Source organism: Variovorax sp. MHTC-1, assembly GCF_003984645.1.
In the GTDB taxonomy this organism is placed as follows: domain Bacteria; phylum Pseudomonadota; class Gammaproteobacteria; order Burkholderiales; family Burkholderiaceae_C; genus Variovorax.
On record NZ_RWKI01000019.1, the window covers coordinates 18,852 to 44,672 of the forward strand.

At 68.7% G+C, this 25,821-nt stretch carries 23 protein-coding genes; 13 read left to right on the forward strand and 10 right to left on the reverse strand.

Going from position 1 to position 25,821, the window contains the following annotated elements; all coding sequences use genetic code 11:
* The first annotated feature begins 23 nt into the window (after positions 1-23).
* Positions 24-1,028 (forward strand): LysR family transcriptional regulator, encoded by a 1,005-nt coding sequence (locus tag EJI01_RS22900; RefSeq protein WP_126839435.1) that lies wholly within the window; start codon positions 24-26, stop codon positions 1,026-1,028.
* On the forward strand, positions 1,021-1,809 hold the full coding sequence (locus EJI01_RS22905) for a nitroreductase (RefSeq protein ID WP_312846079.1): 789 nt from the start codon (positions 1,021-1,023) through the stop codon (positions 1,807-1,809). Before EJI01_RS22900 ends, EJI01_RS22905 begins: the two co-directional genes overlap by 8 nt.
* Here EJI01_RS22905 and EJI01_RS22910 read toward each other — a convergent pair.
* Genes EJI01_RS22910 through EJI01_RS22920 form a run of 3 tightly spaced genes read right to left on the reverse strand, consistent with a single transcriptional unit; the run spans position 1,806 to position 5,102 of the window.
* Entirely contained in the window at positions 1,806-3,440 is a 1,635-nt protein-coding gene (locus EJI01_RS22910) for a hypothetical protein (RefSeq protein WP_126839436.1), read from the reverse strand. The genes EJI01_RS22905 and EJI01_RS22910 overlap by 4 nt on opposite strands.
* A complete protein-coding gene (locus EJI01_RS22915) occupies positions 3,437-4,510 on the reverse strand; it encodes an MBL fold metallo-hydrolase (RefSeq protein WP_126839437.1) in 1,074 nt (357 codons plus the stop codon). The genes EJI01_RS22910 and EJI01_RS22915 overlap by 4 nt, the downstream gene beginning before the upstream one ends.
* Before the next feature lie 25 nt (positions 4,511-4,535).
* Positions 4,536-5,102, reverse strand: a complete 567-nt coding sequence (locus EJI01_RS22920) for a LuxR C-terminal-related transcriptional regulator (RefSeq protein WP_126839494.1) — start codon at positions 5,100-5,102, stop codon at positions 4,536-4,538.
* Positions 5,103-5,195: 93 nt separating this feature from the next.
* On the opposite strand from EJI01_RS22920, the gene EJI01_RS22925 reads away from it, so the two are divergent.
* Genes EJI01_RS22925 through EJI01_RS22935 form a run of 3 tightly spaced genes read left to right on the forward strand, consistent with a single transcriptional unit; the run spans position 5,196 to position 8,033 of the window.
* The gene (locus EJI01_RS22925; RefSeq protein WP_126839438.1) at positions 5,196-6,011 is read left to right on the forward strand and encodes a CoA transferase subunit A; all 816 of its coding nucleotides are present in this window, start codon (positions 5,196-5,198) and stop codon (positions 6,009-6,011) included.
* 1 nt (position 6,012) lies between these two features.
* The gene (locus EJI01_RS22930) at positions 6,013-6,651 is read left to right on the forward strand and encodes a 3-oxoacid CoA-transferase subunit B (RefSeq protein WP_126839439.1); all 639 of its coding nucleotides are present in this window, start codon (positions 6,013-6,015) and stop codon (positions 6,649-6,651) included.
* A 2-nt stretch (positions 6,652-6,653) separates the two neighbouring features.
* Entirely contained in the window at positions 6,654-8,033 is a 1,380-nt protein-coding gene (locus EJI01_RS22935; RefSeq protein ID WP_126839440.1) for a CoA transferase, read from the forward strand.
* A 13-nt stretch (positions 8,034-8,046) separates the two neighbouring features.
* On the opposite strand, the gene EJI01_RS22940 is transcribed toward EJI01_RS22935, so the two are convergent.
* Positions 8,047-8,271, reverse strand: coding sequence for a hypothetical protein (locus EJI01_RS22940; RefSeq protein WP_126839441.1), 225 nt, complete (start codon positions 8,269-8,271; stop codon positions 8,047-8,049).
* A gap of 320 nt (positions 8,272-8,591) precedes the next feature.
* On the opposite strand from EJI01_RS22940, the gene EJI01_RS22945 reads away from it, so the two are divergent.
* On the forward strand, positions 8,592-11,252 hold the full coding sequence (locus EJI01_RS22945) for a LuxR C-terminal-related transcriptional regulator (protein ID WP_185879027.1): 2,661 nt from the start codon (positions 8,592-8,594) through the stop codon (positions 11,250-11,252).
* Positions 11,253-11,267: 15 nt separating this feature from the next.
* Here the strand turns inward: EJI01_RS22945 and EJI01_RS22950 are convergent, their stop codons facing one another.
* Entirely contained in the window at positions 11,268-12,173 is a 906-nt protein-coding gene (locus EJI01_RS22950) for a LysR family transcriptional regulator (RefSeq protein WP_126839443.1), read from the reverse strand.
* Positions 12,174-12,274: 101 nt separating this feature from the next.
* Between EJI01_RS22950 and EJI01_RS22955 the strand changes: the two genes are divergently transcribed.
* The 5 genes from EJI01_RS22955 to EJI01_RS22975 all read left to right on the forward strand — a co-directional run bounded on the left by EJI01_RS22955 (position 12,275) and on the right by EJI01_RS22975 (position 19,012).
* Complete coding sequence (locus EJI01_RS22955; RefSeq protein ID WP_126839444.1) at positions 12,275-13,795, forward strand: CoA-acylating methylmalonate-semialdehyde dehydrogenase; 1,521 nt, start codon at positions 12,275-12,277, stop codon at positions 13,793-13,795.
* Positions 13,796-13,805: 10 nt separating this feature from the next.
* Entirely contained in the window at positions 13,806-14,960 is a 1,155-nt protein-coding gene (locus tag EJI01_RS22960) for an acyl-CoA dehydrogenase family protein (RefSeq protein ID WP_126839445.1), read from the forward strand.
* A complete protein-coding gene (locus tag EJI01_RS22965; protein ID WP_126839446.1) occupies positions 14,957-16,072 on the forward strand; it encodes an enoyl-CoA hydratase/isomerase family protein in 1,116 nt (371 codons plus the stop codon). The genes EJI01_RS22960 and EJI01_RS22965 overlap by 4 nt, the downstream gene beginning before the upstream one ends.
* Positions 16,073-16,101: 29 nt before the next feature.
* Positions 16,102-16,995, forward strand: a complete 894-nt coding sequence (gene mmsB / locus EJI01_RS22970) for a 3-hydroxyisobutyrate dehydrogenase (RefSeq protein ID WP_126839447.1) — start codon at positions 16,102-16,104, stop codon at positions 16,993-16,995.
* 151 nt (positions 16,996-17,146) lie between these two features.
* Positions 17,147-19,012, forward strand: coding sequence for an AAA family ATPase (locus EJI01_RS22975; RefSeq protein WP_126839448.1), 1,866 nt, complete (start codon positions 17,147-17,149; stop codon positions 19,010-19,012).
* A 9-nt stretch (positions 19,013-19,021) separates the two neighbouring features.
* On the opposite strand, the gene EJI01_RS22980 is transcribed toward EJI01_RS22975, so the two are convergent.
* Positions 19,022-19,948 (reverse strand): LysR family transcriptional regulator, encoded by a 927-nt coding sequence (locus EJI01_RS22980; protein WP_126839449.1) that lies wholly within the window; start codon positions 19,946-19,948, stop codon positions 19,022-19,024.
* Positions 19,949-20,018: 70 nt separating this feature from the next.
* Here EJI01_RS22980 and metE point away from each other — a divergent pair, with 70 nt between their 5' ends.
* Positions 20,019-22,346, forward strand: a complete 2,328-nt coding sequence (gene metE / locus EJI01_RS22985) for a 5-methyltetrahydropteroyltriglutamate--homocysteine S-methyltransferase (protein ID WP_126839450.1) — start codon at positions 20,019-20,021, stop codon at positions 22,344-22,346.
* Between the two features lie 511 nt (positions 22,347-22,857).
* Positions 22,858-23,079 carry a hypothetical protein gene (locus EJI01_RS22990; RefSeq protein WP_126839451.1) on the forward strand — a complete coding sequence of 74 codons (222 nt, stop codon included), beginning with the start codon at positions 22,858-22,860 and terminating at the stop codon, positions 23,077-23,079.
* A gap of 78 nt (positions 23,080-23,157) precedes the next feature.
* On the opposite strand, the gene EJI01_RS22995 is transcribed toward EJI01_RS22990, so the two are convergent.
* The 4 genes from EJI01_RS22995 to EJI01_RS23010 all read right to left on the reverse strand — a co-directional run bounded on the left by EJI01_RS22995 (position 23,158) and on the right by EJI01_RS23010 (position 25,800).
* On the reverse strand, positions 23,158-23,538 hold the full coding sequence (locus EJI01_RS22995) for a nuclear transport factor 2 family protein (RefSeq protein ID WP_126839452.1): 381 nt from the start codon (positions 23,536-23,538) through the stop codon (positions 23,158-23,160).
* Between the two features lie 106 nt (positions 23,539-23,644).
* Positions 23,645-24,373: a hypothetical protein gene (locus EJI01_RS23000; protein WP_126839453.1), complete on the reverse strand. Its 729-nt coding sequence runs from the start codon at positions 24,371-24,373 to the stop codon at positions 23,645-23,647.
* A gap of 127 nt (positions 24,374-24,500) precedes the next feature.
* Positions 24,501-24,824, reverse strand: coding sequence for a chaperone modulator CbpM (locus tag EJI01_RS23005; protein WP_126839454.1), 324 nt, complete (start codon positions 24,822-24,824; stop codon positions 24,501-24,503).
* A 4-nt stretch (positions 24,825-24,828) separates the two neighbouring features.
* The gene (locus EJI01_RS23010) at positions 24,829-25,800 is read right to left on the reverse strand and encodes a DnaJ C-terminal domain-containing protein (RefSeq protein ID WP_126839455.1); all 972 of its coding nucleotides are present in this window, start codon (positions 25,798-25,800) and stop codon (positions 24,829-24,831) included.
* Positions 25,801-25,821: the final 21 nt, after the last annotated feature.

Consider the following 25,821-nt stretch of genomic DNA (forward strand, 5'->3'; position numbering starts at 1 on the left):
CAGGAAAATGCACGAGGTGCAAGATGAAAAGAACCCAGGCACCGCTCAGTCCCAAGCGCATCGACCTGAATCTTCTGCGCGTGTTCGACGCCGTCTTCGAGGACCGGAACCTTCTTCGCGCCGGCAAGCGGCTGCACCTCAGCCAGTCGGCGATCAGCCATGCCTTGTCGCGCCTGCGCGAGGCCTTGCAGGACGAACTGTTCGTGCGCACGGCCAAGGGCATGGAGCCCACGGCGCGTGCCCTCGCCATGGCGACGCCGCTGCGCGAAGCCGTGCGCGCCATCCACGACACGCTGGGCGTCCAGCCTTTCGAGCCGGCGACGACCACGCGCAGGTTCGTGGTGGCGGCCAACGACTACGTCACCTCGGTCCTGCTGACGAAGCTGGCGCGCCGCATGGGCGATGCGGCGCCGTCGTCCGATCTGGTCGTGCGGCCGGCGACGCGGCTCGACCTGGCCGAGCAAATCGACGTCGGGCGCATCGACATCGCGCTGGGCATCTTCGCCGACGTTCCGGGCCGGTTCCAGAGCGCGCGGCTGTGGATCCAGCAGGACGTGCTCGTGTTTCGCAAAGGCCATCCGCTCGCGCGCCGCAAGCCGCGGACCGAAGATCTGGCCGCGTTCCCGCTGCTGACGGTGTCGCTCGGCGGCCAGGAGGAAGGGGCGGTCAGCGGCTACATCGTCGAGCGCGGATTGGCGCGCCAGTCGGAGATGTTCGATCGTTCGGCGCTGGAGGATGCGTTGGCGGCCGCCGGAAGGCGCCCCCACTACCGGATCACGGTGCCGCATTCGCTGGCCGTGCCCGATCTTCTGCAAGGCAGCGACATGATCTCTATCGTGCCGGCGCCACTCGCTCAGGCCTTTCTCGCGCGGCGCGACCTGTTGGCAAAGCCCTTGCCCTACGCGGCGCAGCACGCCACCGTGCGCGCCATATGGCACCGGCGGGACGAGCACGATCCCGCGCATCTTTGGCTCAGGGAGCAGCTGGTCGAACTCTCGGGTGTTCAGGATCTTGCGCTTCGTGCATGACGATCTTGCTCAATGTTCACTGGATGGCGAATACGCGCTGGGGCAACATCGCGGCATGATGAACGCAGATCGTCCCGTGGTGGCGGAAGGGTCCACCGTATGCAGCGTCGTGGAGGCCCTGATCCGATCGCGCCGGACGGTCCGCGCCTTCCGGCCGACGCCGGTTCCGAAGTCCGAGGTGGCGGAGATCCTCGACGTCGCACGTTGCGCGCCGAGCAACTCGAACACGCAGCCCTGGTCGGTCCATGTCCTGGCAGGCGAGCCCAAGCGCCTGTTGAGCGAGGCCCTGTCGCTGTCGCATGAGCGCAATGAGCTGCCGCCTTCGCGGCACTTCCCGGACGATCTGCCGGCCGCCTGCGTGTCGCGGCAGGCCGACTTCGGCGCCCGGTACTACGCGGCGCTCGGGATCGATCGCAACGATGCGGCGGCTCGCAACCGGCAATCGGGGCGCAACCTTTGCTTCTTCGATGCGCCGGTCGGGCTCATCTTCACCATCGACAGCCGCCTGACGAAGCACAGCTGGGCGGATTGCGGCATGTTCCTGCAGACGCTGATGATTGCCGCCAAGGCCAGGGGCCTCGATACCTGCCCGCAGGTTTCGTTCGTGCGCTACGAGTCGCTCATTTCGGAGTTTCTTCACCTGCCGCCCACCCAGTCGGTCGTCTGCGGCATGTCGCTAGGCTACGCGGACGCCGATGCGGTGGTGAACGATCTGGGGATGCCGAGGGAGCCGGTCGAGAATTTCTCGGTCTTCTGGGGCTTCGAGGATGCAGGTGGCTAGCGCGCCGGCTGCGACGAAGGCTCCCACGAATCGGGCGTGGTCGCGACCAGCGACTTGAGATCGGACCACGGCTTGGCATCGGGCACGCGCGTGCCGCCGGTGACCACGCGTTTCGCGAAGGCCACCATGCGTTGCTGCATGTAGGCCAGGTCGGCCGGCGCCCAAGTCTCCATCGAATGCGGTCCGCGGGCCACCACGATCTCCTTCGGGCCGCGGATGCGGTCGTAGGCGGCGATCGTGCCTTCGACGCTCTCGGCGCGGTCCCACAGTCCCTTGCCGAAGAAGGCCGCCGGCCAGCGGTCCATGCCCGCGAGCGTGGCCGAGCTCGGATAGAAGACGATGTGGTGCTCAGCCGCCATGCCGGCCGCGAAGAGGTTGCGATCGGCCAGGTCGGGCGATGCCGGCACATAGCCCGCACCGCTCGCGAAGGAGGCAAGCAGGATCGCGCCCTTGATGTTCTTCAGGCCTTTCGGCGGCGCGCAGCGCACGATCGGCATGTCGTAGCCGCACGACTCGGCGAAGTTCTTCGTCATGGCCCAGGCGGTGGACATCGAGCCGCGCGAATAGCCGCCGAGGATGATCGGGATCCGGTCGGCCTTCATGCCCGCGAGCAGGCGGCCGCCGGCCGCGTCGCCTTCGAGCAGCTGGCCAGTGGGCGTCAGCATGCGCATGCCGCGGCCGCTCTCGAGCTGTTCGAGCACGCGGAACACGTCCTCGCCCTGTTCAAGGGTGTGGGTGTCGCTGAAGCCGCCCGAGAGCCCTTCGCCGCGCCGGTCGTAGCTCAACACGTCGAAGCCGGCGGCGTTCAGCGCATGCAGGTTCTCGCGCCACCAGCGCTGGCCCATGCTCTCGGTGGTGGCGTTGGGGAAGGCGATGCCCACCGTCCTGCCGGTGGCCGGATCGATGCGGTAGGGCTTTTCATCCGGGTGCTGGATTGCGGTGAGCTGGCCGCTGCCGCCACTTGCCATGACGACCAGCGCGCGCAGCTTGCCGCCCTTGCCGTCATCCACGCCGGCACCCTCGAGGTACCAGCCGCGCAGCTTGATCGTGTCCTGCATCCTCAGTGCGATGCGCTCGAAGCTGTCGCGCGGCGCGCTGAATTCGACCGTGTAGGCGTGCGGCTCGGCCTCGGCGATCGATTCGTTGTACGGCGCCTTGGCGAAGAAGGCCGGCCGCCGGATCTGCCGCAGGTCGACCTCGCCGTCGGGATCGATCCTGCCCGAGGGATCGACCACGCCGGTCGAGCGCGTCGCGCGCTCCTTGTTGGGCGGCAGCCAGCGCTGCATCTGCGCATCGATGCGGCGGAAGCAGGCGGCGTCGGCCTTGCAGGCGCTCCAGCGCGACCTGAGCTTGGCATCGGTGAATTCGTCGACGTGGTAGTCGCGGCCAGCGTAGTTCTTCGGCGGGTGGTTCGCGCTCGGCAGAAACGGAACGCAGACCGTGCCGCCGCTTGCGCGCGGCAAGCTGTAGCCGGGCAGCTCGGCGTTGCGGTCGGCGCCGACGCGCGCGGTGCAGTCGGTGGGCGGCGGCGCGGCGCGGGCTTCGCGCGGCGGCGCGTTGTTCAGCGTGCATCCAGCCAGTCCAACGAAGGCCGCGAGGATGCAGCCGGCGGCGCACGAGGGCCTCGTCATCCGCGGGTCTCCCTCATCGCCAAGGCGCGAGGTGCGAGCTTTCTCGTCTCGCCGATCGCCATCACGAAGAATTCGTCCTCCGGCATGCCGCGCGCCGCTCGCAATTCGGCCAGCTTTCGCGGGGGCTCATCGAGCGACTCGTCGGTCAGCTCGAAGGTGCCCCAGTGCACGCCGAGCGAACGCTTGGCGCCGAGGTCGTCATGGATCGGCAGCGCCTCCTCGACATTCACATGCTGCGCGCTCATGAACCAGCGCGGCGCGTAGGCGCCGATGGGCAGCAGGGCGATGTCGAAGCCGCCGCCTCGCTCTTTCGTCTGCCGGCTTTCGAAGTGGCGGCGGATGTCGCTGAAGTCGCGCGAGTAGCCGGTGTCGCCGGCAAAGAGCAGATGGCAGTCCGGCGCGAGCACGGCGAAGCCGCCCCACAGGGTGGCCAGCGCATCGCGCGGGCCGCGCGAGGACCAGTGCTGCGCCGGGACCAGCACGACATCGGCCTCGCCCTGCGGCGTCGCGATGCGGTGGCTGTCCCACCAATCCAGCTCCACGGCATGCCGGATGCCCTGCGCCCTGAACCATGGCTCGAGGCCCAGCGGCACGACGAAGAGCGGCGGACCGCCGGGCTGGCGATTCAGCGCGTTCACCGAGGCGGAATCGAGATGGTCGTAGTGGTTGTGCGAGACCAGCACCAGGTCCACGTGCGGCAGCGCGCGCAGCGCGATGCCGGGCGGCACATGGCGCCGCGGCCCCGCGAACTGCACGGGCGAGGCGCGCTCGGAGAACATCGGGTCGGTCAAGAGCGTGAGGCCGCCGAGCTGTGCCATCACGGTCGAATGGCCGATCCAGGTGAGGGCCGGCGCCATCTGCGCGCCGGCCTGTGCATTGGCGTGCAGCCACGGCAGATCGGGCGCCACCTGCGGGATGGACGCGAGCGGCGGGCGGGGCAGGCCGGCGCGCGCGGCCTCGCGGCGCCATCGCAGCAGCTCGGCGAGGCTCTTGGGCTGGAACTCGATGTAATTGTTCTGGAAGCCGCGCGCGCGATGGTGCGGCTTGCCGGGGTCGGGGAGCGAAGACATGGTTTCGGATCGTGCCGTAGCCGGCTTAGCCGGCGATGAGCTTCTGCACCAGCTCCGCAGTGGTCGCCGCTGCGTACTTGCGCATCAGCCGCGCGCGGTGGATCTCGACCGTGCGGTGGCTGATGCCGAGCGCCTTGCCGATTTCCTTCGAGGTCGAGCCCTGCATCACCTGGGCCGCCACCTCGCGTTCGCGCGGCGTGAGCTCGGCCTTCGCCGAGCGTCGCGAGCCCAGGTCCTCGAAGGTCCAGATGCCGGCCTCGTGCGGGGCCGCGCGGTTGAGCGCCTGGCCGCTCACGTGGCACCAGAAGGTCTCGCCCGCGAAGACGCCATGCAGGCTGCCGACCCTTCTCATCATGCGGTTGTCGGCATAGCGGCCGCTCGCGTTGAGAATGGGCTCCATGCGCTTGCCGATGCGCTCGAATTCGGCGACGCTCGGGTAGAGCACGCGAAACGATTCGCCGATCAGTTCATCCGGCGTGGTTCCGAACATCTCGCACAGGCGCGCGTTGCAGTCGATGATGATGCGGTGGCGCGACAGCACCATGCCCACCGGCGCCTGCTCGAAGGCGAGCCGGTAGTCGATCGAGTGCAAAAGAGTGTCGGGTGTGTCCATTACGAAATACTACGTATGCCTGTACGTAGTATCGTCTCAGGCGCTTCATCAACCATTTCCGAACGAGGAACCATGGCCAACAAGATCTACCCCTCCGCCGACGCAGCGCTCAAGGGCGTCGTGGCCGACGGCCAGACCCTCGCGGTCGGCGGCTTCGGCCTTTGCGGCATTCCCGAGGCGCTGATCGACGCGCTGCACGATTCGGGCGTCAAGAACCTGACCTGCATCTCCAACAACGCCGGCGTCGACGGCTTCGGCCTCGGCAAGCTGCTCGGTACGCGCCAGATCAAGAAGATGATCGCGAGCTACGTGGGCGAGAACAAGGAGTTCGAGCGCCAGTACCTGGCCGGCGAGCTCGAGCTCGAATTCACGCCGCAGGGCACGCTGGCCGAGAAGCTGCGCGCGGGCGGCGCCGGCATTCCGGCCTTCTTCACCAAGACCGGCGTCGGCACGATGGTGGCCGAGGGCAAGGAGCTGCGCGAGTTCGAGGGCGAAACCTACGTGATGGAACGCTCGCTGGTGCCCGACGTGGCGCTGGTCAAGGCCCACGTGGCCGACAAGTCGGGCAACCTGCGCTTCCGCCTCACGGCGCGCAACTTCAACCCGGCCGCCGCGATGGCCGGAAAGGTCTGCATCGTCGAGGTCGAGAAGATCGTCGAAGTCGGCGAGATCGCGCCTGACGACATCCACCTGCCGGGCATCTACGTGCACCGCATCGTGCTCAATGCCAAGCCCGAGAAGCGCATCGAGAAACGCACCGTGAGCGCGGCGGCGCCGGTCGATGCGGCAGCCGCCAAGGTCGAGGCCCAGGCTGCGATCGCGCAGGCGGCGGTGGGCAGCGAAGTGCCGGAGCCGGTCAAGAACAACACCAACATCAAAGGAGCCTGACATGCCCTGGACCCAAGACCAGATGGCGGCACGCGCCGCGCAAGAACTCGAGGACGGCTTCTACGTCAACCTCGGCATCGGCATCCCGACGCTGGTGGCCAACTTCGTCGGCGACAAGGAAGTCTGGCTGCAGAGCGAGAACGGCATGCTCGGCATCGGCCCCTTCCCGACCGAGGACCAGGTCGACGCCGACCTGATCAACGCCGGCAAGCAGACCGTGACCACCATTCCCGGCTCGGCCATCTTCGGCAGCCACGAGAGCTTCGCGATGATCCGCGGCGGCAAGATCAACCTGTCGATCCTGGGCGCCATGCAGGTGAGCGCCAAGGGCGACCTGGCCAACTGGATGATCCCGGGGAAGATGGTCAAGGGCATGGGCGGCGCGATGGACCTGGTGGCCGGCGTCAAGCGCGTGATCGTGCTGATGGAGCATGTCGCGAAGAAGAAGGACGGCACCGAGGACCTCAAGATCTTGGAGCAGTGCACCTTGCCGTTGACCGGCGTGGGCGTGGTCGACCGTGTCATCACCGACCTGGCCGTGATGGACGTCACGCCCGAGGGGCTCAAGGTGATCGAGCTCGCCGAAGGCGTGACTTTCGAGGCGTTGCAGGCCAAGACGGGTGTGAAGCTGCTGCACTGAAGATGAAGAGCATCGGCGCGGTGCAGGGGCTCTGGCAGCAGGCCGGCCTGCCCGCCGATGCGCTGGACTTCGCGCGACTGACCGGCGCCGATCCGGTGCTGCCTTCGTCCTTCGCCGTCGGCACCGCAGCGCAGAGCACCATCGCTGCCGCCGCGCTCGCGGCCTGCGAGCTGGGCCACCTGCGCGGCGTGCCGCGCCAGCAGGTGGCGGTCGACATGCTGCATGCCGCGCTCGACTGCACGGCCTGGTTCAGCATCGACGGCCGCGTGCCGCCGCAATGGGATCCTTTTTCCGGCCTCTATCGCTGCGCCGACGGCTGGGTGCGCGTGCATGCGAACTTCGCGCACCACCGGGACGGCGCGTTGCGGCTGCTCGGATTGGATCCTGCGGCGTCAGGGCGCGCCGACGCCGAGCGGGCTATCTCCGCATGGCAGGCCTTGGACTTCGAACAGGCGGCCGCGGAGAAGAAGCTGGTGGTCGCGGCCCTGCGCCGTTTCGACGAGTGGGACGCCACGCCGCAAGGCAGGGCAGTGGCGGCGCAGCCCCTGTTCTCCATCGAGCGCATCGGCGACGCGCCACCGCTCGCGCTGCCGCCGCTGCACGAGGACGACCGCCCACTGGCCGGCCTGCGCGTGCTCGACTTGACGCGCGTTCTCGCCGGGCCGGTCGGCTGCCGCGCGCTCGCCGCCTATGGCGCCGACGTGATGCTGGTCAACTCGCCGCATCTGCCCAACATCGACGCCATCGCCGATACCAGTCGCGGCAAGCTGTCGGCGCATGCGGATCTGCGCAGCGAGGCGGGACGCGAAGCGCTGTCAGGTCTGCTGGCCGATGCCCACGTCTTCGTGGAGGGCTACCGGCCCCGCGGCCTGGCGGCGCTGGGCTTTGGCCCCGAAGAAGCCGCGGCGCGGCGTCCCGGGATTGTCTATGTCTCGCTCTCGGCCTACGGAACCCAAGGGCCGTGGGCCGACCGCCGCGGCTTCGATTCGCTGGTGCAGACCGCCATGGGCTTCAACCACGCCGAGGGCGAGGCGGCAGGCGACGGCAAGCCGAGGCCCTTGCCGATGCAGATGCTCGACGAGGCAAGTGGCTACCTGATCGCGCTGGGCGTGGCAGCTGCGCTGTGGCGCCAGCAGCAAGAGAGCGGCAGTTGGCACGTACAGGTCTCGCTCGCGCAGACCGGGCATTGGCTGCGCGGGCTCGGGCGCGTGTCCGGCGGCTTGGCCGCGGCCGAGCCGGACATCGAACCCTGGCTCGAAAGCGCGCCGTCCGGCTTCGGCGAACTTCGGGGAATGCGCCACAGCGCGCAGCTGGCGCGCACGCCTGTCGTCTGGGCGCGCCCCTCGATGCCGCCCGGCAGCGATCCGCCGGCCTGGCCTTGAGCGAGCTTCGCCCTCAGGGGGCGGCGAGGAAAGCCACCAGCATCGACAGGCCGAAGCTCGCCATGGTCATCGAGAGTCCCACGGTCAGGGTCTGGGCCTTCCATGAAAGCCGGAGCCAGATCCGGCGGTGCATCCTCTGAATGGCCACAAGGGGGCCGAGCATTCCAGGGACTTCGGGATTGCTGCGCGCGAACGCACGATCATGCTCGTTCGTGATGGGGTGGCGGCCGGGGCTCATGAAAATCTCCAGTCAGGGCGCGCATGGGCCCGGGGCGGTTTCTTCTTGCCTTCCCGGCTTCTTGCGCAGGGAGAAATATTCGTCGCGACGGTGCTGCAGCGCATCGGCCAGAGGAGCCAGCCAGGCTCGCGGCGACGGGCCAACACTCGCCGCTGTGGGAGGAAAAAAGTTCTATAGGTCGGCTCATGGGCCGGCGGCCGCTGGGCTGCATTGCATGCGCAGGAGCCAACCTCGGGCCAATGCCGCCGCCGCTCGGTGCGGTCGAGATGCTTGCGCTGCATCGAGTGCGGCCTATAGTCCCGTGTGATTTCAAGGCTCCCATGATCTTTTCGCCAACCAAGATCCAGCCGCCGCGATATCGCGTGGGCTTGATCGAACGCAGCGAGCTCGAGCGGCAGTTCGCCGCAGCGCTTCTCGACCATCGTCTGGTCCTGCTGGTAGCGCCGGCGGGCTACGGAAAGACGGCGGCGCTCTCGCGCCAGCTGGCCCTGCTGCCCGCGGACTGCGCGACCGCCTGGGTCAAGGCTGACGCCGAAGACGACCTGGAGCGGCTGCTGTCGCACCTGATCGAGGCGCTGGAGCCTTGCGATCCGCCGTGGCGCGTCGCACCCGAAGCCTTGGTCAGGCTGGTCGCCACCGGGCACGGCTTGCGGGAGGCCGCCGTGGTCATGGTGAACACGCTGGCGGCGACCGAACTGAAGCGGGGCGTGATCGCGCTGGACGACCTGCACAGCGTCGCAGACACGAGGGTGTGCGATTTTCTCTCGCTGCTCCTGGATTCCCTGCCCGAGAACTGGACGATGGCCATCGCGACCCGGGTCGATCCTCGGCTGCCGCTGGCGCGCCTGCGCGCACGCCGGGAGCTGGCCGAGTTCAGGCAGGCCGAGTTGAGCTTTTCCATGCCGGAGGTTCAGCGCCTGTGGCTGGTTGCGGGCGGCGGCGACGAGCCCGAGCTCGCGCGGCGCCTGTACGAGCGCACTCAGGGCTGGGCCGCCGGGCTGAGCCTGAGCCTCGACGCGATGAAGGGGCAGCCGTCCACTGCGCCGGCGGCAGGCAAGCGGAGCCAGCGGCACCTGTTCGACTATCTGGCCAGCGAGGTCCTGGCGCAGATGCCGGAGGAACTGCATGACTTCCTGCTGCGCTGTGCCGTGTTGCCGGAGCTCACGGTCGAGCGTTGCGCCGCGGTGAGCGGCAGCCCGCGCACCGCCGAATTGCTGGAAGAGATCGAGCGGCGGGGACTCTTCGTGTCGGCGCTCGAGGGCGATCAGTTCACACTGCGTCTTCACGACCTGTTCAGGGACTTCCTCGACGAGCGGCTGCGGCGCGAGTATCCCGACGAGGTCCCATCGCTCCTGAAGCGGGCCGCCGAAGGTGAGGGCGACCCGGTGCGCAGGGTCAACCTGCTGTTGCGCGCGGGCGCCTGGGACGAAGCCGAGCAGGTGTTTATCGACGCGGCCTCGCCGATGCTGGCATCGGGCGACAGCGCCCAGGTGGTGCGGCTCATCGAGCAGTTCCCACCGCTGCTGCGCGCGCGCTCGCCGCAGCTGACCTATGCAACCGGGCTCTGCGAGCTGCAGAACCTCGAGTTCGCCAAGATGCAGATCGCAATGAACCGCGCCGCTGCGGGCTTCGAAAGCATGCAGCAGGACCGCGAAGCGCAGCATGCGCGCGCCTTCGAGACGCTGGCCCTGTTCTTTGCCGGCCGTACCGAAGAGATGCATCGCCTGTCGAAGGCGATCCGCGCCCGGCCGCTCGACGAAACCTCCGCCGCGGTGACGGAGCTGGTCCGGATCTGGGAATCCTGCGTCGACGGGCCGCCCGAAGGGCCGGCCGAGCATCTCGATCGATTGATCGACATCCTCTCGAAGGCGGCGACGCCCGATCTCTGGTATTGCTGCGCACCCAATCTCTACGTCTTTGTCGGCCGCACGGACTTTCGGGCCTCGCTCCAGCGCTTCGTGCGCGGCGCGCTGGCGGTTGCCGGCGACACCAACGCGGCACTCCAGGCGGCCGCGCACACGCTCGAGGCCTGGCTCGAAATGGGGCAGGGACGCTTGGCGCAAGCCGACGCAAAGATCCGCCAATTGCGCGAAGACAACCAGTGGCTCGGGCAACCGCGCAGTCTTCGCGTGCCCTTGCTTCGGCTCGAAACCATCTACCAGGCGCTGCAGGGCGACACCGCCGCACTCGGCCCTTCATGCAACGCATTGCTCGAAGATGGCCAGGAGCGCACGCGAGGGCTCAACTGGGGCTTGATGCAGATCAGCCTGGCCGGCCGCGCCGCCGCTGCGGTGGGCGATTGGGACGGCGTTCGCGAAGCGGAGCGCGCTTTCGCACGGATGCCCAAGACCTTCCGTTGGCCGCTTCACATGCCGATCATCCGGTCCTTCGAGGGCCTGCTCGCGCTGCGCGATCAGCGCGACGAAGAGGCGTTGAAGCTCCTGCGCGAAGCCGCCGCCATATCGGCCGACGTCGACCGCATCGGCATCGATGCCTTCTGCCGCATCCACCTGGCGCGCGCCGAGCTCAGATGCGGTTCACCCGCCGATGCCTGGCAAGCCGTGGCCCCGCTCCTGGAGCATGAACGCCGCACGGGCGAACTCATCGGTGTGCTGCTGACCGGCGTGAGCGCGCTCACCGAACTGGCCAATGCCGCCTGGGGCACCGAGGTTCCCGTCCATGGCGTCGCGGCCGTTCGACGATGGGCCGACACCGCGCGGCAGCTGCGTCGGGTGGAAGTCGTCGCGCCGGCGCGGGAGACGAGCGAGGCCTCCGCGTTGCTCAGCGAGCGCGAGCTGGAGGTGCTCGCGCGCGTCGCGGTGGGCGAAAGCAACAAGCTCATCGCCCGCGCGTTGAGCCTCAGCCCCCATACCGTCAAGCGTCATCTCGCGCGCATCCTCGAGCGGCTGGGAATGTCGTCTCGCGGAGAAGCGGCGGATTGGTATCGGACGCACATGGGGCCGCTGCGAGATCGCCACTAGGGCCTGTTAGCAGGCCTAGCCGGCGGTGGCGTCCGCCGGCAGCAGCAGCTCGCGCTGCGCCTCCACCGTCTCGCGCAGAAAGTTCCAGGTGGCCTGCATGCGCGCCAGGTGCCGGGTCTCGGCCGCTACCGACATCCAGAAGGTGCGCGTGAAATTGGCTTCGCCCGGCAGCACGCGGCGCAAGGACGGGTCGCGCTCGGCGATAAAGGCCGGCAGCACCGCGATGCCGGCGCCGGCCGCGGCGGCCTGGTGCTGCGCGAGGATGCTGGTACTGCGCAGCGCGAACGAGTCGGGGCGGTACAGCTCGTCGAGGTACTGCAGCTCCTTGCTGAAGAGCAGGTCGTCCACGTAGCTGATGAAGCTGTGGCCGCGCAGGTCCTCGCGCTCGACGATCGGCTTATGCGATGCCAGGTAGCGCTCGGACGCGTAGAGGCGCAGCACGTAGTCCGTCAGCTTGGTCACCACCACCGGACCGCGCGCGGGGCGCTCGAGCGAGATCACGATGTCGGCCTCGCGGCGCGACAGGTGCACCAGCCGCGGCATTGCCAGCAGGTCGATCACGAGCTTGGGATGCGCCTGCGCGAAGAGCGCGAGCTGCGGCGCAAGCACGACGGTGCCGAAGCCTTCGGTGGCGCCGATGCGCACCAGGCCCGAGAGGCCTTCCCGCGAAGCGGGCGCCGCGCTCTCGACCGCGAGAAAGGCGCTCTCCATCGCCTCCACCTGCGGCTGCAGCCGGCGGCCCGCTTCGGTCAGGCGATGGCCGCCGGCCTCGCGCGAAAAGAGGGCGCTGCCGACTTCCTTCTCGAGCGCCTGGATGCGGCGCGCCACCGTCGTGTGGTCCACCGCCAGCCGGCGCGCCGCGCTCACCAGTGTGCCGGTGCGCGCGAGCTCCAGGAAGAAGCGCAGGTTGTCCCAGTCCATGCGTTGCAATTATGCAGATCGCCAGTGCGTAATTGTCTATTGCCATCGCAAAAGTGCAAAGCTAGCATCGATTGCTGCACCCCATTCAAGGAGACAAATTCATGGACGCCACCACCACTCCCGCGACTCAGGTCGCGACCGTCAAGCTGCTGATCGGCGGCCAGTTCGTCGAGTCGAAAACCACCGAGTGGCGCGACATCGTCAACCCGGCCACGCAGGAAGTGCTCGCGAAAGTGCCGTTTGCGACGCAGGCCGAAGTCGATGCCGCCGTCGCCTCCGCCAAGGAAGCCTTCAAGACCTGGCGCAAGACGCCGATCGGTGCGCGTGCGCGCATCTTCCTCAAGTACCAGCAGCTCATCCGCGAGAACATGGCCGAGCTGGCCGCGATCCTCACGGCCGAACAGGGCAAGACACTGCCCGATGCCGAAGGCGACGTGTTCCGCGGCCTCGAAGTGGTCGAGCACGCCACCAACATCGGCAACCTTCAGCTCGGCGAACTGGCCAACAACGTCGCCAACGGCGTCGACACTTACACGCTGCTGCAGCCGCTGGGCGTGTGCGCGGGCATCACGCCTTTCAACTTCCCGGCCATGATTCCGCTGTGGATGTTCCCGATGGCCATCGTCACCGGCAACACCTTCGTGCTGAAGCCTTCCGAGCAGGATCCGATGGTCACGATGCGCTTGTGCGAGCTCGCGCTCGAGGCCGGCATCCCGGCCGGCGTGCTCAACGTCGTGCATGGCGGCGAAGCGGTGGTCAACGCGATCTGCGATCACAAGGACATCAAGGCCATCTCCTTCGTCGGCTCGACCAAGGTCGGCACCCATGTCTATCACCGCGCCTCGCAATCGGGCAAGCGCGTGCAATGCATGATGGGTGCGAAGAACCACGCCATCGTCATGCCCGACGCGAACAAGGAGCAGACGCTCAATGCGCTGGCCGGCGCGAGCTTCGGCGCGGCGGGCCAGCGCTGCATGGCGGTGTCGGTCGCGGTGCTGGTGGGCGAGGCGCAGAAATGGGTGCCCGACCTGGTCGCGAAGGCCAAGACGCTGAAGGTCGGCGCCGGCACCGAGAAGGGCGTGGACGTCGGCCCGCTCGTTTCTTGCGCGGCCTACGAGCGCGTCAACAGTCTGATCGAACGTGGCGTGGCCGACGGGGCCACGCTGGCGCTGGACGGCCGCAAGCCCACGGTGCCCGGCTACGAGAAGGGCAACTTCGTCGGCCCGACGGTGTTCGCCGACGTCAAGCCCGGCATGACCATCTACGACCAGGAGATCTTCGGCCCCGTGCTGTGCCTGGCCAATGCCGAGAGCATCGACGAAGCCATCGAGCTCATCAACGCCAACCCGAACGGCAACGGCACCGCGATCTTCACGCAGTCGGGCGCCGCAGCGCGCCGCTTCCAGGAAGACATCGACGTCGGCCAGGTCGGCATCAACGTGCCGATCCCGGTGCCGGTGCCGATGTTCTCCTTCACCGGTTCGCGCGGCTCCAAGCTCGGCGACCTCGGCCCCTACGGCAAGCAGGTCATCATGTTCTACACGCAGACCAAGACGGTGACGGAGCGCTGGTTCGACGACGACACCGCGCACGGCCTCAACACCACCATCAGCCTCCGCTAAGCTCGGCGGCATGGACTTCGAACTCTCCGAAGAGCAGCGCGCATTCGCCCACACCGCGCGCGAATTCGCGTCTGCCGAGTTCGCGCCGCATGCCGCGCGGTGGGATGCGGAAGGCATCTTCCCGAAAGAGGCGATCGCGAAGGCGGGCGAGCTCGGCTTCTGCGGGCTCTATGCGCCGGAAAGCATCGAGGGCCTGGCGCTGCCGCGCCTCGACGCCACGCTGGTGTTCGAGGAGATGGCCGCGGTCGATCCGTCGACCACGGCCTTCATCACGATCCACAACATGGCGACCTGGATGCTCGGCACGTGGGGCGGCCCGGCCGTGCGCGAGCAGTGGGGCGCCGATCTCACCAGCGGGCGCAAGCTGGCCTCCTACTGCCTGACCGAGCCGGGCGCCGGCTCGGACGCCGGTGCGCTCAAGACGCGCGCCGAGCTGCAGGGCGCGGAGTACGTGATCAACGGCGGCAAGGCCTTCATCTCGGGCGCCGGGTCGACCGACGTGCTGGTGCTGATGGCACGCACCGGCGGCGGCGGCGCGGGCGGCGTCTCGGCCTTCGCGGTGCCGGCCGACGCGCCCGGCATCAGCTACGGCAAGAAGGAGCACAAGATGGGCTGGAACAGCCAGCCCACGCGCACCATCAATTTCGACAACGTGCGCGTGCCCGCCGCCAACCTGCTCGGCAGCGAAGGCGAGGGCTTCCGCATCGCGATGAAGGGGTTGGACGGCGGCCGCATCAACATCGCGACCTGCTCGGTCGGCGCGGCGCAGGGCGCGCTCGATGCGTCGCGCCGCTACCTGCACGAACGCCAGCAGTTCGGCAAGCCGCTGGCGAGCTTCCAGGCGCTGCAGTTCAAGCTGGCCGACATGGCGACCGAACTCGTGGCCGCGCGCCAGATGGTGCGGCTGGCCGCGAGCAAGCTCGACGCCGGGCATGCCGATGCGAGCACCTATTGCGCAATGGCCAAGCGCTTCGCCACCGACGCGGGCTTCAACGTCTGCAACGAGGCGCTGCAGCTGCACGGCGGCTACGGCTATTTGAGCGAGTTCCCGCTGGAGCGGCTGGTGCGCGACACGCGCGTGCACCAGATCCTCGAAGGCACCAACGAAATCATGCGCGTGATCGTCGCGCGCAAATTGCTGGAAGGCGAGAGTGACATCCGATGAGCGATGAAGTGGTCCTGTTCGACGAGATCCAGGCGGCCGGCGGCCGGCGCTTCGGCGTGGCGACGCTCAACACGCCTGCGGCGCTCAATGCGCTCTCGGTGGCGATGGTGCGGCTGCTCACGCCGAAGCTGCGCGAGTGGGCGCAGGATGCGGGCGTTGCCGGCGTGCTGCTGCAGGCCGCAGGCGAGAAGGCCTTCTGTGCCGGCGGCGACCTGCGCCAGCTCTACCAGACGCTGCGCGAATGCGGGCCCGAACGCAATTCCTACGCCGAGCGCTTCTTCGCCGAGGAGTACGAGCTCGATTACCTGATCCATACCTTCCCCAAGCCCGTCCTGTGCTGGGGCCACGGCATCGTGATGGGCGGCGGCATCGGGCTCATGGCGGGGGCCTCGCACCGCGTGGCCACGGCCCAGAGCCGCCTCGCGATGCCCGAGATCAGCATCGGCCTGTACCCCGACGTGGGCGGCAGCTGGTTCCTGCGCCGCATGCCGGGGCGCGTGGGCTTGTTCCTCGCGCTCACGGCGGCCCACCTCAATGCCGCTGATGCCATCTTCTGCGGCCTGGCCGACCTGTTGGTGCCGCACGAGCGCAAGGCACAGGTGCTGGACGAGATCGCCGCAGGCACATGGACCGGCGAGGCCAAGTCCGATCGCGCCGCGCTGTCGCGCATCCTGCTGCGTGCGGGCGAAGGCGCGGAGCTGCCGCCTTCCAAGGTGCGCGAGCATTTCGACACCATCAACGCCCTGATGGCCGGCGACGACTTGCACGACATCGCCAAGCGGCTGCTCGCGTTGCAAAGCGAAGACCCCTGGCTGCAGACCGCGGCGAAGACCTTCGCCAAGGGCGCGCCGAGCTCGGCGACGCTCAGCTTCGAACTCTGGCAGCGCGTGCACCGCATGTCGCTGGCCGAAGTCTTCCGGCTCGAGTACCGGGCCTCGCTGGGCTTCTGCGCGCACAAGGACTTTGCCGAGGGCATCCGCGCCGTGCTGATCGACAAGGATCGCAATCCGAAGTGGGACCCGGCCACGCTCGAAGAGATCACGCCCGAGTTCGTCGCAGACCATCTGCGCGTGCGCGGCGAGATGCCTGCAGAACTCGCATCGCTGACCTGACAGCCATCGCACGAATAACGGAGACACACATGAAGATCGCATTCATCGGCCTCGGCCACATGGGCGGCCCGATGGCCCTCAACCTGCACAAGGCCGGCCACGCGCTCAGCGCTTTCGATCTCTCGGCCGAGGCCTGCCGGAAGCTCGGCGCCGAAGGCCTGCCCATCGCCAAGTCGGCGGTGGACACGCTCGCCGGCGCCGAGGTGCTGATCAGCATGCTGCCCGCAAGCCAGCATGTGGAGTCGCTCTACCTCGGCAGCGACGGCCAGCCCGGCCTGATGGAGAAGATCCCGGCCGGCACGCTGGTGATCGACAGCAGCACGATCGCCGCTGCGACTTCGCGCAAGGTGGCGGAGGCGGGCGCGAAGCGCGGCGTGGCCGTGATCGATGCGCCCGTGTCCGGCGGCACCGGCGGCGCGATCGCCGGCACGCTGACCTTCATGGTCGGCGGCTCCGAAGCGGATCTCGAACGCGCGCGCCCGGTGCTCGAGAAGATGGGCGCCAACATCTTCCACGCCGGTGGCGCAGGCGCGGGCCAGACGGCCAAGATCTGCAACAACATGCTGCTCGGCATCCTGATGATCGGCACCTCCGAAGCCATCGCGCTCGGTGTCGCCAACGGGCTCGATCCCAAGGTGCTGTCGGAGATCATGCGGCGCAGCTCGGGCGGCAACTGGGCGCTCGAAAAGTACAACCCGCTGCCCGGCGTGATGGAGAACGCGCCGGCCTCCAAGGGCTACGCCGGCGGCTTCGGCACCGACCTGATGCTCAAGGACCTGGGCCTCGCGCAGGAGAGCGCTGCCGCGGTGCGCGCCGCCACGCCGCTCGGCGGCCTGGCGCGCAATCTTTATGCGGCACACAGCCTGGCCGGCCATGGCGCGCTCGATTTCTCGAGCGTGATCAAGCTGGTGCAGAAGAAGTAGGGTGCCGCCAGGGGCGGGCTGACGCGGGATCGCAACGCGGCCTGCAGCCGCCGCCGAGAAGTAGTCCACGGCGGCGGCGTTTATGTCGCCGGCACGGCGCCCGCGCTTCGCGGACTGCCTAGCATGCGGGTTTACCGTCTTCGGCCGCCCCATGAAGCAGCTCCACAGATTTTTCCGATCGGGCGCGGCCCGGATCGCCCTCGCGGCACTGCTCGGCATCGCCGTCTTGGCGGGCCTGTACCTGGCTTTGCGCGCGACGCCGCAGGCTCACCAGCTCGGCGGCGACGCGCAGCAGATGCGCAACGCGGCTTCGGGCTGGACGGGCACCGAGAAGGACGGCTCCGAGCTGCTGCGCGACCTGCGCGCCGGCGCGGTCCGCACCGTCGGCATCGCGGCCAATGCCATCCTCGTGACGACGGCCGGCGGCGAGCGCTACTTCGTGGTCGACGGCCGCGGCTCCTTCGCCGCGCTGGTCGTCGGCGAGGCGGCGAAGGCCGGCGATTCGAAATCCTTCCAGCTGGTCGTGCTGCCGGACACCACGGTCGGCGCACCTGCCGCAGACGACCGCACGCTGGGTACCGCGCGCGATCTGGTGGGGGTGTTCCTCCCCATCCTGCTCGTCGTGGCCGTTCTCTACATGATGCGGGACAGCATCGGCGCAAGCGCCAAGCTGGTCGAGAAGCCGACCGGCCTGCGCTTCGACGACGTCATCGGCGCCGGCGAGGCCAAGAACGCGCTGCAGGACATCGTCGACTACCTGAAGAATCCGAAGCGCTTCAGCGCGCTCGGCGCACGGCCGCCTTGCGGCGTGCTCATGCTCGGCGGCCCGGGCGTCGGCAAGACGCTGCTCGCCAAGGCGCTGGCCGGCGAGTGCGGCGCCCGCTTCATCGCCACCAATGGCAGCGAGTTCACTTCCAAGTTCTATGGCGTCGGCGTGCAGAAGGTCAAGAAGCTCTTCGAGACCGCACGCAAGAACGCGCCCTGCATCCTTTTCATCGACGAGATCGACGGCATCTCCAGGCGCAGCGCCGGCGGCTCGGGGCCGGCGGAATCGGAGGGCAACCGCATCATCAACCAGTTGCTGGTCGAGATGGACGGCTTCGCGGCCAACGAGGGCGTCATCGTGGTGGGCGCCACCAACCTGGTCGACAACCTCGACGAGGCGCTGCTGCGCGAAGGGCGCTTCGATCGCCGCGTGAACGTCAAGCTGCCGGACGTGCGCGACCGTGCCGCCATCTTCCGGCTCTATGCCGCCAGGCTGCGCCTCGCCGGCGAGCTGGACTACGAGCAACTGGCCCGCCTGACCACCGGGCTGTCGCCGGCGACCATCGCGCACGTCGTCAACCACGCGGCCCTGGTAGCGGCGCGAGCGAATGCGCAGGCGGTGTCGATGGGCCACCTGATGGAGGCCATCGAGACCACGCGCATCGGCGAGCTCAACGGCGCGCAGCGGGCGCTCGGCGAGCGCGAGCGGCGCTACATCGCGGTGCACGAGGCCGGCCACGCGCTCGTCTCCGTCGTGCTGGGTTACGGCAAGGTCGAGAAGATCACCATCCTGCCGCGCGGCGGATCGCTGGGCGCCACGCTCGTGACGCAGGAAGAAGACATGACGCTGGTGTTGAAGAGCGACATGGAGAAGCACATCCAGATGCTGCTGGGCGGCCGCAATGCAGAGCTGGCCGTGTTCGAGGAGGCGTCGAGCGGCGCCAGCCACGACCTGCAGCAGGCCTCGAAGCTGGCGCTCGACATGGTCGGGCGCTACGGCTTCGGCGAAGACGGCGCGCTGTTCAGCCTGGGCGCGCTGCCGGCGCAGCACGCATCGCGGCAGGTCTCGGCCGCGGTGCGCCAGGCCAGCCTGCTGCTCGAAGGGCTCAACGTGAAGTGCCAGCAGATCATGCGCACGCATCGCCGGGCGCTGGATGAACTCACGCAAGAGCTGCTCGCCCACGAGACCGTGTCGGGCGAGCGCGTGCTCGAGCTGGTCGGGCATCGCAGCCCGATCGCGCTGGTCGCCTGAGCGCCGCCCTCAGAGCAGCTCGATCCCGGGCAGGCTCTTGAAGCAGCTCTCGCGCGTGATGCGCACGAAGTCTTCGAGCCAGGGCCGCGCCGAGGTCGCGGCGGTGCAGGCCATGTGCAGCTCGCCTGTCAGCCCCTTGCGGCCCACGGGCCGGGCCGTGACGTAGCCGCGGTCCAGGTAGTTCTGCACGGCCCACAAGGGCAGGGCCGCAATGCCGCGGCCGCTGGCCACCAGCTGCAGCATCGCGACCGTGAGCTCGGTGGTGCGGCGCTGCGCGGGCTCGACGCCTGCCGGCGCCAGCACCTGGCGCACGATGTCGAGCATGTCGTCGGGCACCGGGTAGGTGATCAGCGTCTGGTCAGCGAAGTGGCGGGCCGTGAGATGCGTCTTCGCCGCGAGCGGATGCTCGTTGGCCAGCAAGGCCATGATCTCGAAGCGAAACAGCGGGTGGTAGTCGACCGTCTCGTCCGGATCCTGCTCGGACACGATGGCCACCTCGGCGCGCTTCTGCATCACCAGCGCGATCGGGTCGGGATGGAAGCCCGAGACGATGTCGAGCTCGATCTCGGGCCAGCGGTTGCGAAACGCATCCATCGCCGGCATCAGCCAGTCGAAGCAGGTGTGGCACTCGACCACGATGCGCAGCTGCCCGGCGCCGCCCTGCGCCAGGCGCGCCACGTCGCGCTCCGCCTCCTCGACCAGCGGCAGGGCCGCATCGGCCAGCCGCAGCAGGCGCAGGCCGGCGCCGCTGAACTGCGGCGGCACCGATTTGCGCTCGAACAAGGCCGCGCCGTAGCGCTCCTCGAGCAGCTTGACCTGGTGCGACAGCGCCGACTGCGTGAGGTTGAGCAGCTGGGCGGCGCGCACCAGGCTGCCGGTGTCGCGCAGCGCGACCAGGGTGCGGAGATGGCGGATCTCGAGAACGGATTGGGCCATGAATGAAATTCAAGTTGACGGGCAAAAGCTTTCGTTTGAATCATAGGCGAGGAACGCCGACCATCAGGGGATGACACGTATCCACACTCTCGGCTTTCCGCGCATGGGCGCGCAGCGCGAACTCAAGTTCGCCCTCGAACAACACTGGCGCGGCGAGATCGACCGCGATGCGCTCGAAGCCGTCGGCCGCGAGCTGCGCGCGCGCCACTGGCAGGCCCAGTGCGACGCGGGCCTCGACTTCGTGACGGTGGGCGACTTCGCCTTCTACGATCACGTGGCCAACCACATTCAACTGCTGGGCTGCGAGCCGGCGCGCTTCGACTTCCGCGGCGACGAGCCGGAGCTTTCGCGCTACTTCGCGATGGCCAGGGGCGTCGCCGACGAAGTGCACGAGCACGGCTGCACCCATGTCGACCACGGCACCTTCGCGCTCGAGATGACCAAGTGGTTCGACACCAACTACCACTACCTCGTGCCGGAGTTCTCCCCGGCCACGCGCTTCAGCCTGCAATCGTTCCGCCTGTTCGACGAGGTGGCCGAGGCGCAGAAGGCCGGCCACGCGGTCAAGGCCGTGCTGCTGGGGCCGCTGAGCTTCCTCTGGCTCGGCAAGGAGAAGGAGGCCGGCTTCGATCGCTTCAGCCTGCTCGAATCGCTCTTGCCGGTCTACGAGCAGTTGCTCGCGCGCCTCAAGGCGCAGGGCGTCGAATGGGTTCAGATCGACGAGCCCATTCTCGGCCTGGACCTGCCCGACGCCTGGCGCCATGCCTTCGAGCGCAGCTACTGGCAGCTCGCGCGCCGGGCGCCGAAACTGCTCCTGGCCACCTATTTCTCGCCGCTCTCGGACAACCTGCGCCTGGCATGCCAGCTGCCGGTGGCCGGCCTGCATGTCGATGCGGTGCGCGCGCCCGACGAACTCACCGGCGTGGCCGACTGGCTGCCGGCGCACAAGGTGCTGTCGATCGGCATCGTCGATGGCCGCAACATCTGGCGCACCGATCCGGACGCTGCGCTCGCGCGCCTGCGGCCCGTCGCGGACAAGCACCAGGGCGAACTGTGGATCGCGCCTTCGTGCTCGCTGCTGCACGTGCCTTTCAGCCTCGCGGGGGAGAACAAGCTCGACGCCGAATTGAAGAGCTGGCTTGCCTTAGCGGTGGAGAAGCTGGACGAGCTGCGGGTGCTGTGCGCCGCGCTCGACGGCAACGAAGCCGGCGTGCACGACGAACTCGCTGCGGCACGCGCCGCCGTAGCCGCCCGCCGCGCGAGCGCGCGCGTGCACCGCGCAGACGTGGCACTGCGCCTCGCGCGCCGCGTGGCCGGCGACGATCGTCGCGCTTCGCCCTTCGCCGTGCGGCAGGCGGTGCAGCGCATGCGCTTCGCGCTGCCGCCGCTGCCGACCACCACCATCGGTTCCTTCCCGCAGACGGCCGAGATCCGCGCCGCGCGCGCTGCCGTCAAGCGCGGCGCGCTCGATGCCGCTGGCTACCGCGAGAAGATGCATGCCGAGATCGCGCTCGCGGTGCGCAAGCAGGAAGAGCTGGACATCGACGTGCTGGTGCACGGCGAGGCCGAGCGCAACGACATGGTCGAGTACTTCGGCGAGCAGCTCGACGGCTTCGCCCTCACTGCCAACGGCTGGGTGCAGTCCTACGGTTCGCGCTGCGTCAAGCCGCCCGTCATCTACGGCGACGTGGCGCGCCCGGCGCCGATGACGGTGGAGTGGACCGCCTATGCGCAAAGCCTCACGGCCCGGCCGATGAAGGGCATGCTGACCGGGCCGGTCACCATCCTGCAATGGTCTTTCGTGCGCGACGACCAGCCGCGCAGCGTGACGACCGAACAGATCGCCTGGGCGATCCGCGACGAGGTGATCGACCTGGAGCGCGCCGACATCGGCATCATCCAGATCGACGAGCCGGCGATCCGCGAAGGCCTGCCGCTGCGCCGTACCGGCTGGAAGGCCTATCTGGAAAGCGCGACGCGCGCCTTTCGCATCAGCGCCTCGGGCGTGGCCGACCGCACGCAGATCCACACCCACATGTGCTACTCGGAATTCAACGACATCCTGTCCGAGATCGCGGCGATGGACGCCGACGTGATCACCATCGAGACCAGCCGCTCCGACATGGAATTGCTGCGCGGTTTCGGCGAGTTCAAGTACCCGAACGAGATCGGCCCCGGCGTTTACGACATCCATTCGCCGCGCGTGCCGGCCGTGGACGAGATGGTGCGCCTGATGCGCAAGGCCGCGGCCGTGGTGCCGCCGGCCAACCTGTGGGTCAACCCCGACTGCGGGCTGAAGACGCGCGGCTGGCCGGAGACCGAGGCGGCGCTGGTGAACATGGTGGCGGCGGCGAAGGTGTTGCGACAGGAGCTCGCGTCGGTCTCTAGGGCCTGTTAACGCTATTTGCGGGGATCGCGTTGCCCAGCCAAGGGGCTGGATGCAAGGCGCCCGCGCGCAGCAAGGCTTGCGCCTTGCAAGCGCGGGCAACGCCGCAGACGGCCCCTTGGCTGGGCAACCCGAAGGGAAGGCCTGCCAGGGCGCGCCACTCGGCGTTGCGCTCCTTGTGCGTGCCGACGCACGCACGGCGTCGCGCGCCTTGATTGGCCCGCCCTGGCAGGCCTTCGCGACCCCGCAAATAGCGCTAACAGGCCCTAGGCGCTGAATCATTGAAATGGGCGGTGAGGGGACGCCCGAGACGGGATGCGATGCAAGGCGCAAAGCGCAGCGATACCCGTAGGTATCGCGAGCATTTGCAACGCCGCAGCGCGCCCGTATCGGGTGGACAGCACCGACCGATTTCAGTGATTCAGTGGTCTAGGTGATATGAACGCGCTGGAGGACCAGGAAGCCCCCCAGCGAGGCAGTGCCTATCGCCAGCGCCAGCAGACCCAGGCGCATCCGGAACCCCATGGTCCTGCCCGGCGGTGCGGCAGCAGGAGCCAGCGGCGCCCTGTTCGATATGGGCCAGCCGTTCAGGCGTGGCCCCTTGCTCAATTCCATCGCGGAGAAGCCGGCGGGCGCCAGGCGGCGCAGCGCGCTGGCGCAGCTCTCGCAGAACATCGCACTGTCGGGGTTGGGGGTTCTGCAGACGTCGCAGACCACGGGCATGGGGAACTCCATCAAAGATTGACCGAAGCCGCCCACTTTCCATAGCGACTGCCGCATGTCTGTCGGCAGCCTCCTACGCGCTGCGCAGGAATTCGGCGTTCTACGGCCTCGACCTGATGGGCGCGCGCTGCGCCGGGTCGTAGAAGAAGGTCTCCTCGGCGATGCGTTCACCCTCCCAGCGCTGGTAGGCGAGTTCCTCCATGTGGGTGGCCGTGCCGTCCTTCCACTCGAAATGAAAGATCCAGCGGACGACGACCTTGTCACCGTTCACGAACACGGGGCGCACGCAGGTCGAACTGATGGATGTGGCCTTGGCCAGCATGGCGCGTTCGCGCGCAATGGCCGCATCGCGGCCGACACGCGGCGCCTCCTGGTTCTCCTGCAGCGAGGCATTCGCGGTGTAGAACTCCTCGACGGCTTCGGCATGCGCGTTTTCTTCGACGCGGGCGATGAAGCGTTCGAGGGTGTCGGCGGTGGGCATGGGCTTTTCCTCTTCGGTGACGGGCTCGGCAGGAGCGCGCGACGATACAGCCATGCCGGAAATTCGCTGATGTGTCGCAGCGGCATACCTGGCGCGCTGCGCAGGCTCAGAAGCTGGGGTTGCGCCGCGCGATGTCGCGCCGCGTCTGCTCGCGCACCGCGTTGCAGTGCGGATGGTGGTTGAACGGACTCTTGGCGCATTGCGCCGCCTCGCAACGCGCCGCTGCGATGAAGTTGAGATGCGCGCAGGAAGGCCGCGGATCGGCGGCGCCGTTGCCGCCATTGCCGCCGGTGCGGGCCACGATCTTTCGCGGGGGAACCGTCCGTTCGATCGGCACGTTGGGCTGGTAGGCGGCGGTGGGGCGTTGCTCCGGCTCCGAGCGCACGGGGCCCGGCTCCACGATCGTCTCGGCCGGACCGAGCGTTTCCACCGTCCGCACCGGCATGGTCGGCACCATGGGCACGCGATCGAGCGGCGCCGCCGGAGGCACCGACGCACGCACCGGCGCCGCGCGTGCCGCCGGAGCGGCCGCCACGGCAGCGGGCGCGGGGGCCGGCGGCTTGCGCGTCACATAGGCCACCCAACTGCCGAAGCAGGCGGTGATCACGATCGACAGCACTGCGAAGCGAATCCAGAAGGCGCGCGTTTCGATCGGCAACATGCCGGGCGTCGGGCCTGCGGCAGGCGCGGCTGCAGGCGCCGGCCGCATCGGCTTCATGCCTTCGAGCGCGGACGGACCGGTGGCGGCAAAGCCGGGCAGCTTGGCCGCGCAGCCGCGGCAGAACATGGCGTTGGCGCGGTTCTCGGTCTTGCAGGCGGCGCAGACCACGGACATGGGGAACTCCTTCGAAGCCGGAATGCTAGTTGACAGGCCCTAGGAGTCTGCACGTCCCGCGGCCGCTGTCTGCCAGCCGCCTCCTACTTCGAAATCAGCCTGTCCAGCGAGATGCCCTGCGAAACGCTCAGGCTTCGCGTTCGAGACCCCGGGCGCGCAGCACCGCCTTCAGCCGACGCACCTCGTGCTCGAGGTCGAGAATCAGCGCCGCGGCGTCGAGCCCGACGCCGAAGTCGCGCTCGAGCCGGCGCGCTGCGAGCGCGCATTGCAGGTCGGCGCTGTGGAAGCACCAGTCCTCCGGATGCTCGGCCGGCGCGCGCACTTCGACGATGCCCACCTCGACCAGTTGAACCACCCACTCGATCTCGGCGCCGCAGGCATGCGCCAGTTCGGGCGCGGCGAGCGGGTGGGATGCGCCCAGGGTCGTGGCATCGAAAGAAGGATTGGCCATGTCATCACACTCCGAGATGGCGGCGCGGGTCGAAGGGCGCGGCCTGCGCCAGTTGCTCGTAGGCCTTGCGCGCGGCTTCGGTGTCGGCCGGCGGCAATGCGATCTCCAGCAGCAGGTAGAGATGGCCGGGCGGCTTGCCCGGCAGGCCGCGCTCCTTGAGCCGCAGCTTGAGGCCGCTGCGCGCGCCGCGCGGCACCGTCACCTCGACCACGCCGCCGCCGGGCGTCGGCACCAACACCCGCGCGCCGAGCGCGGCTTCGCTCGGCGTCACGGGCAGCGTCATGTAGAGGTCGCGGTCCTCGATGCGGTAGTGCTTGTGCGGTGCGATGCGCACCTCGAGATAAAGATCGCCTGCCGGCTCGCCGCCATGGCCCGGCATGCCTTGGCCGGCGAGCCGGATGTACTGGCCCGGGTGCACGCCGGCCGGGATCTTCACGCTCAACGTGCGCGTCTTCCACTGGGGCCGGCCCTGCTCGTCGATCTCCTGCGCACGCAGCGTGATCTCGCGCTCGGCACCGTGCAGCGCGTCTTCGAGCGCGATCTCGATCGCCGCATGGTGGTCCTCGCCGCGCGCGCGGTAGTGGCGCCGCTCGGCGCTGCGCCGTTCGGCCGCGCCGAAGAGCGAGGAAAAGAACTCGCTGAACTCGGCATGGTCGGCCGGGCCCTGGCCCGGGCCGCGGTGGAACTCGAAACCTTCGTCCCAGCCCGGCGGCGGCTGGAAGCCCTCGCCGGGGCGGCCGCCGGCGTAGCGGCCCTGTGCGACCTGGTCGGCCAGCGCGTCGTAGGCGGCGCGCTTTTCCTTGTCGCGCAGCACGTCGTTGGCCTCGTTGATCTCGCGCATGCGCCGCTCGGCGTCGGCTTCCTTGCTGACGTCGGGGTGGTACTTGCGCGCGAGCTTGCGATAGGCCTTGCGGACCTCGTCGTCCGAAGCGCCGCGTTCGATGCCCAGTGCCTGGTAGTAGTCCTTGAATTCCATGTGGCGGAGGGCGGTGCGTGC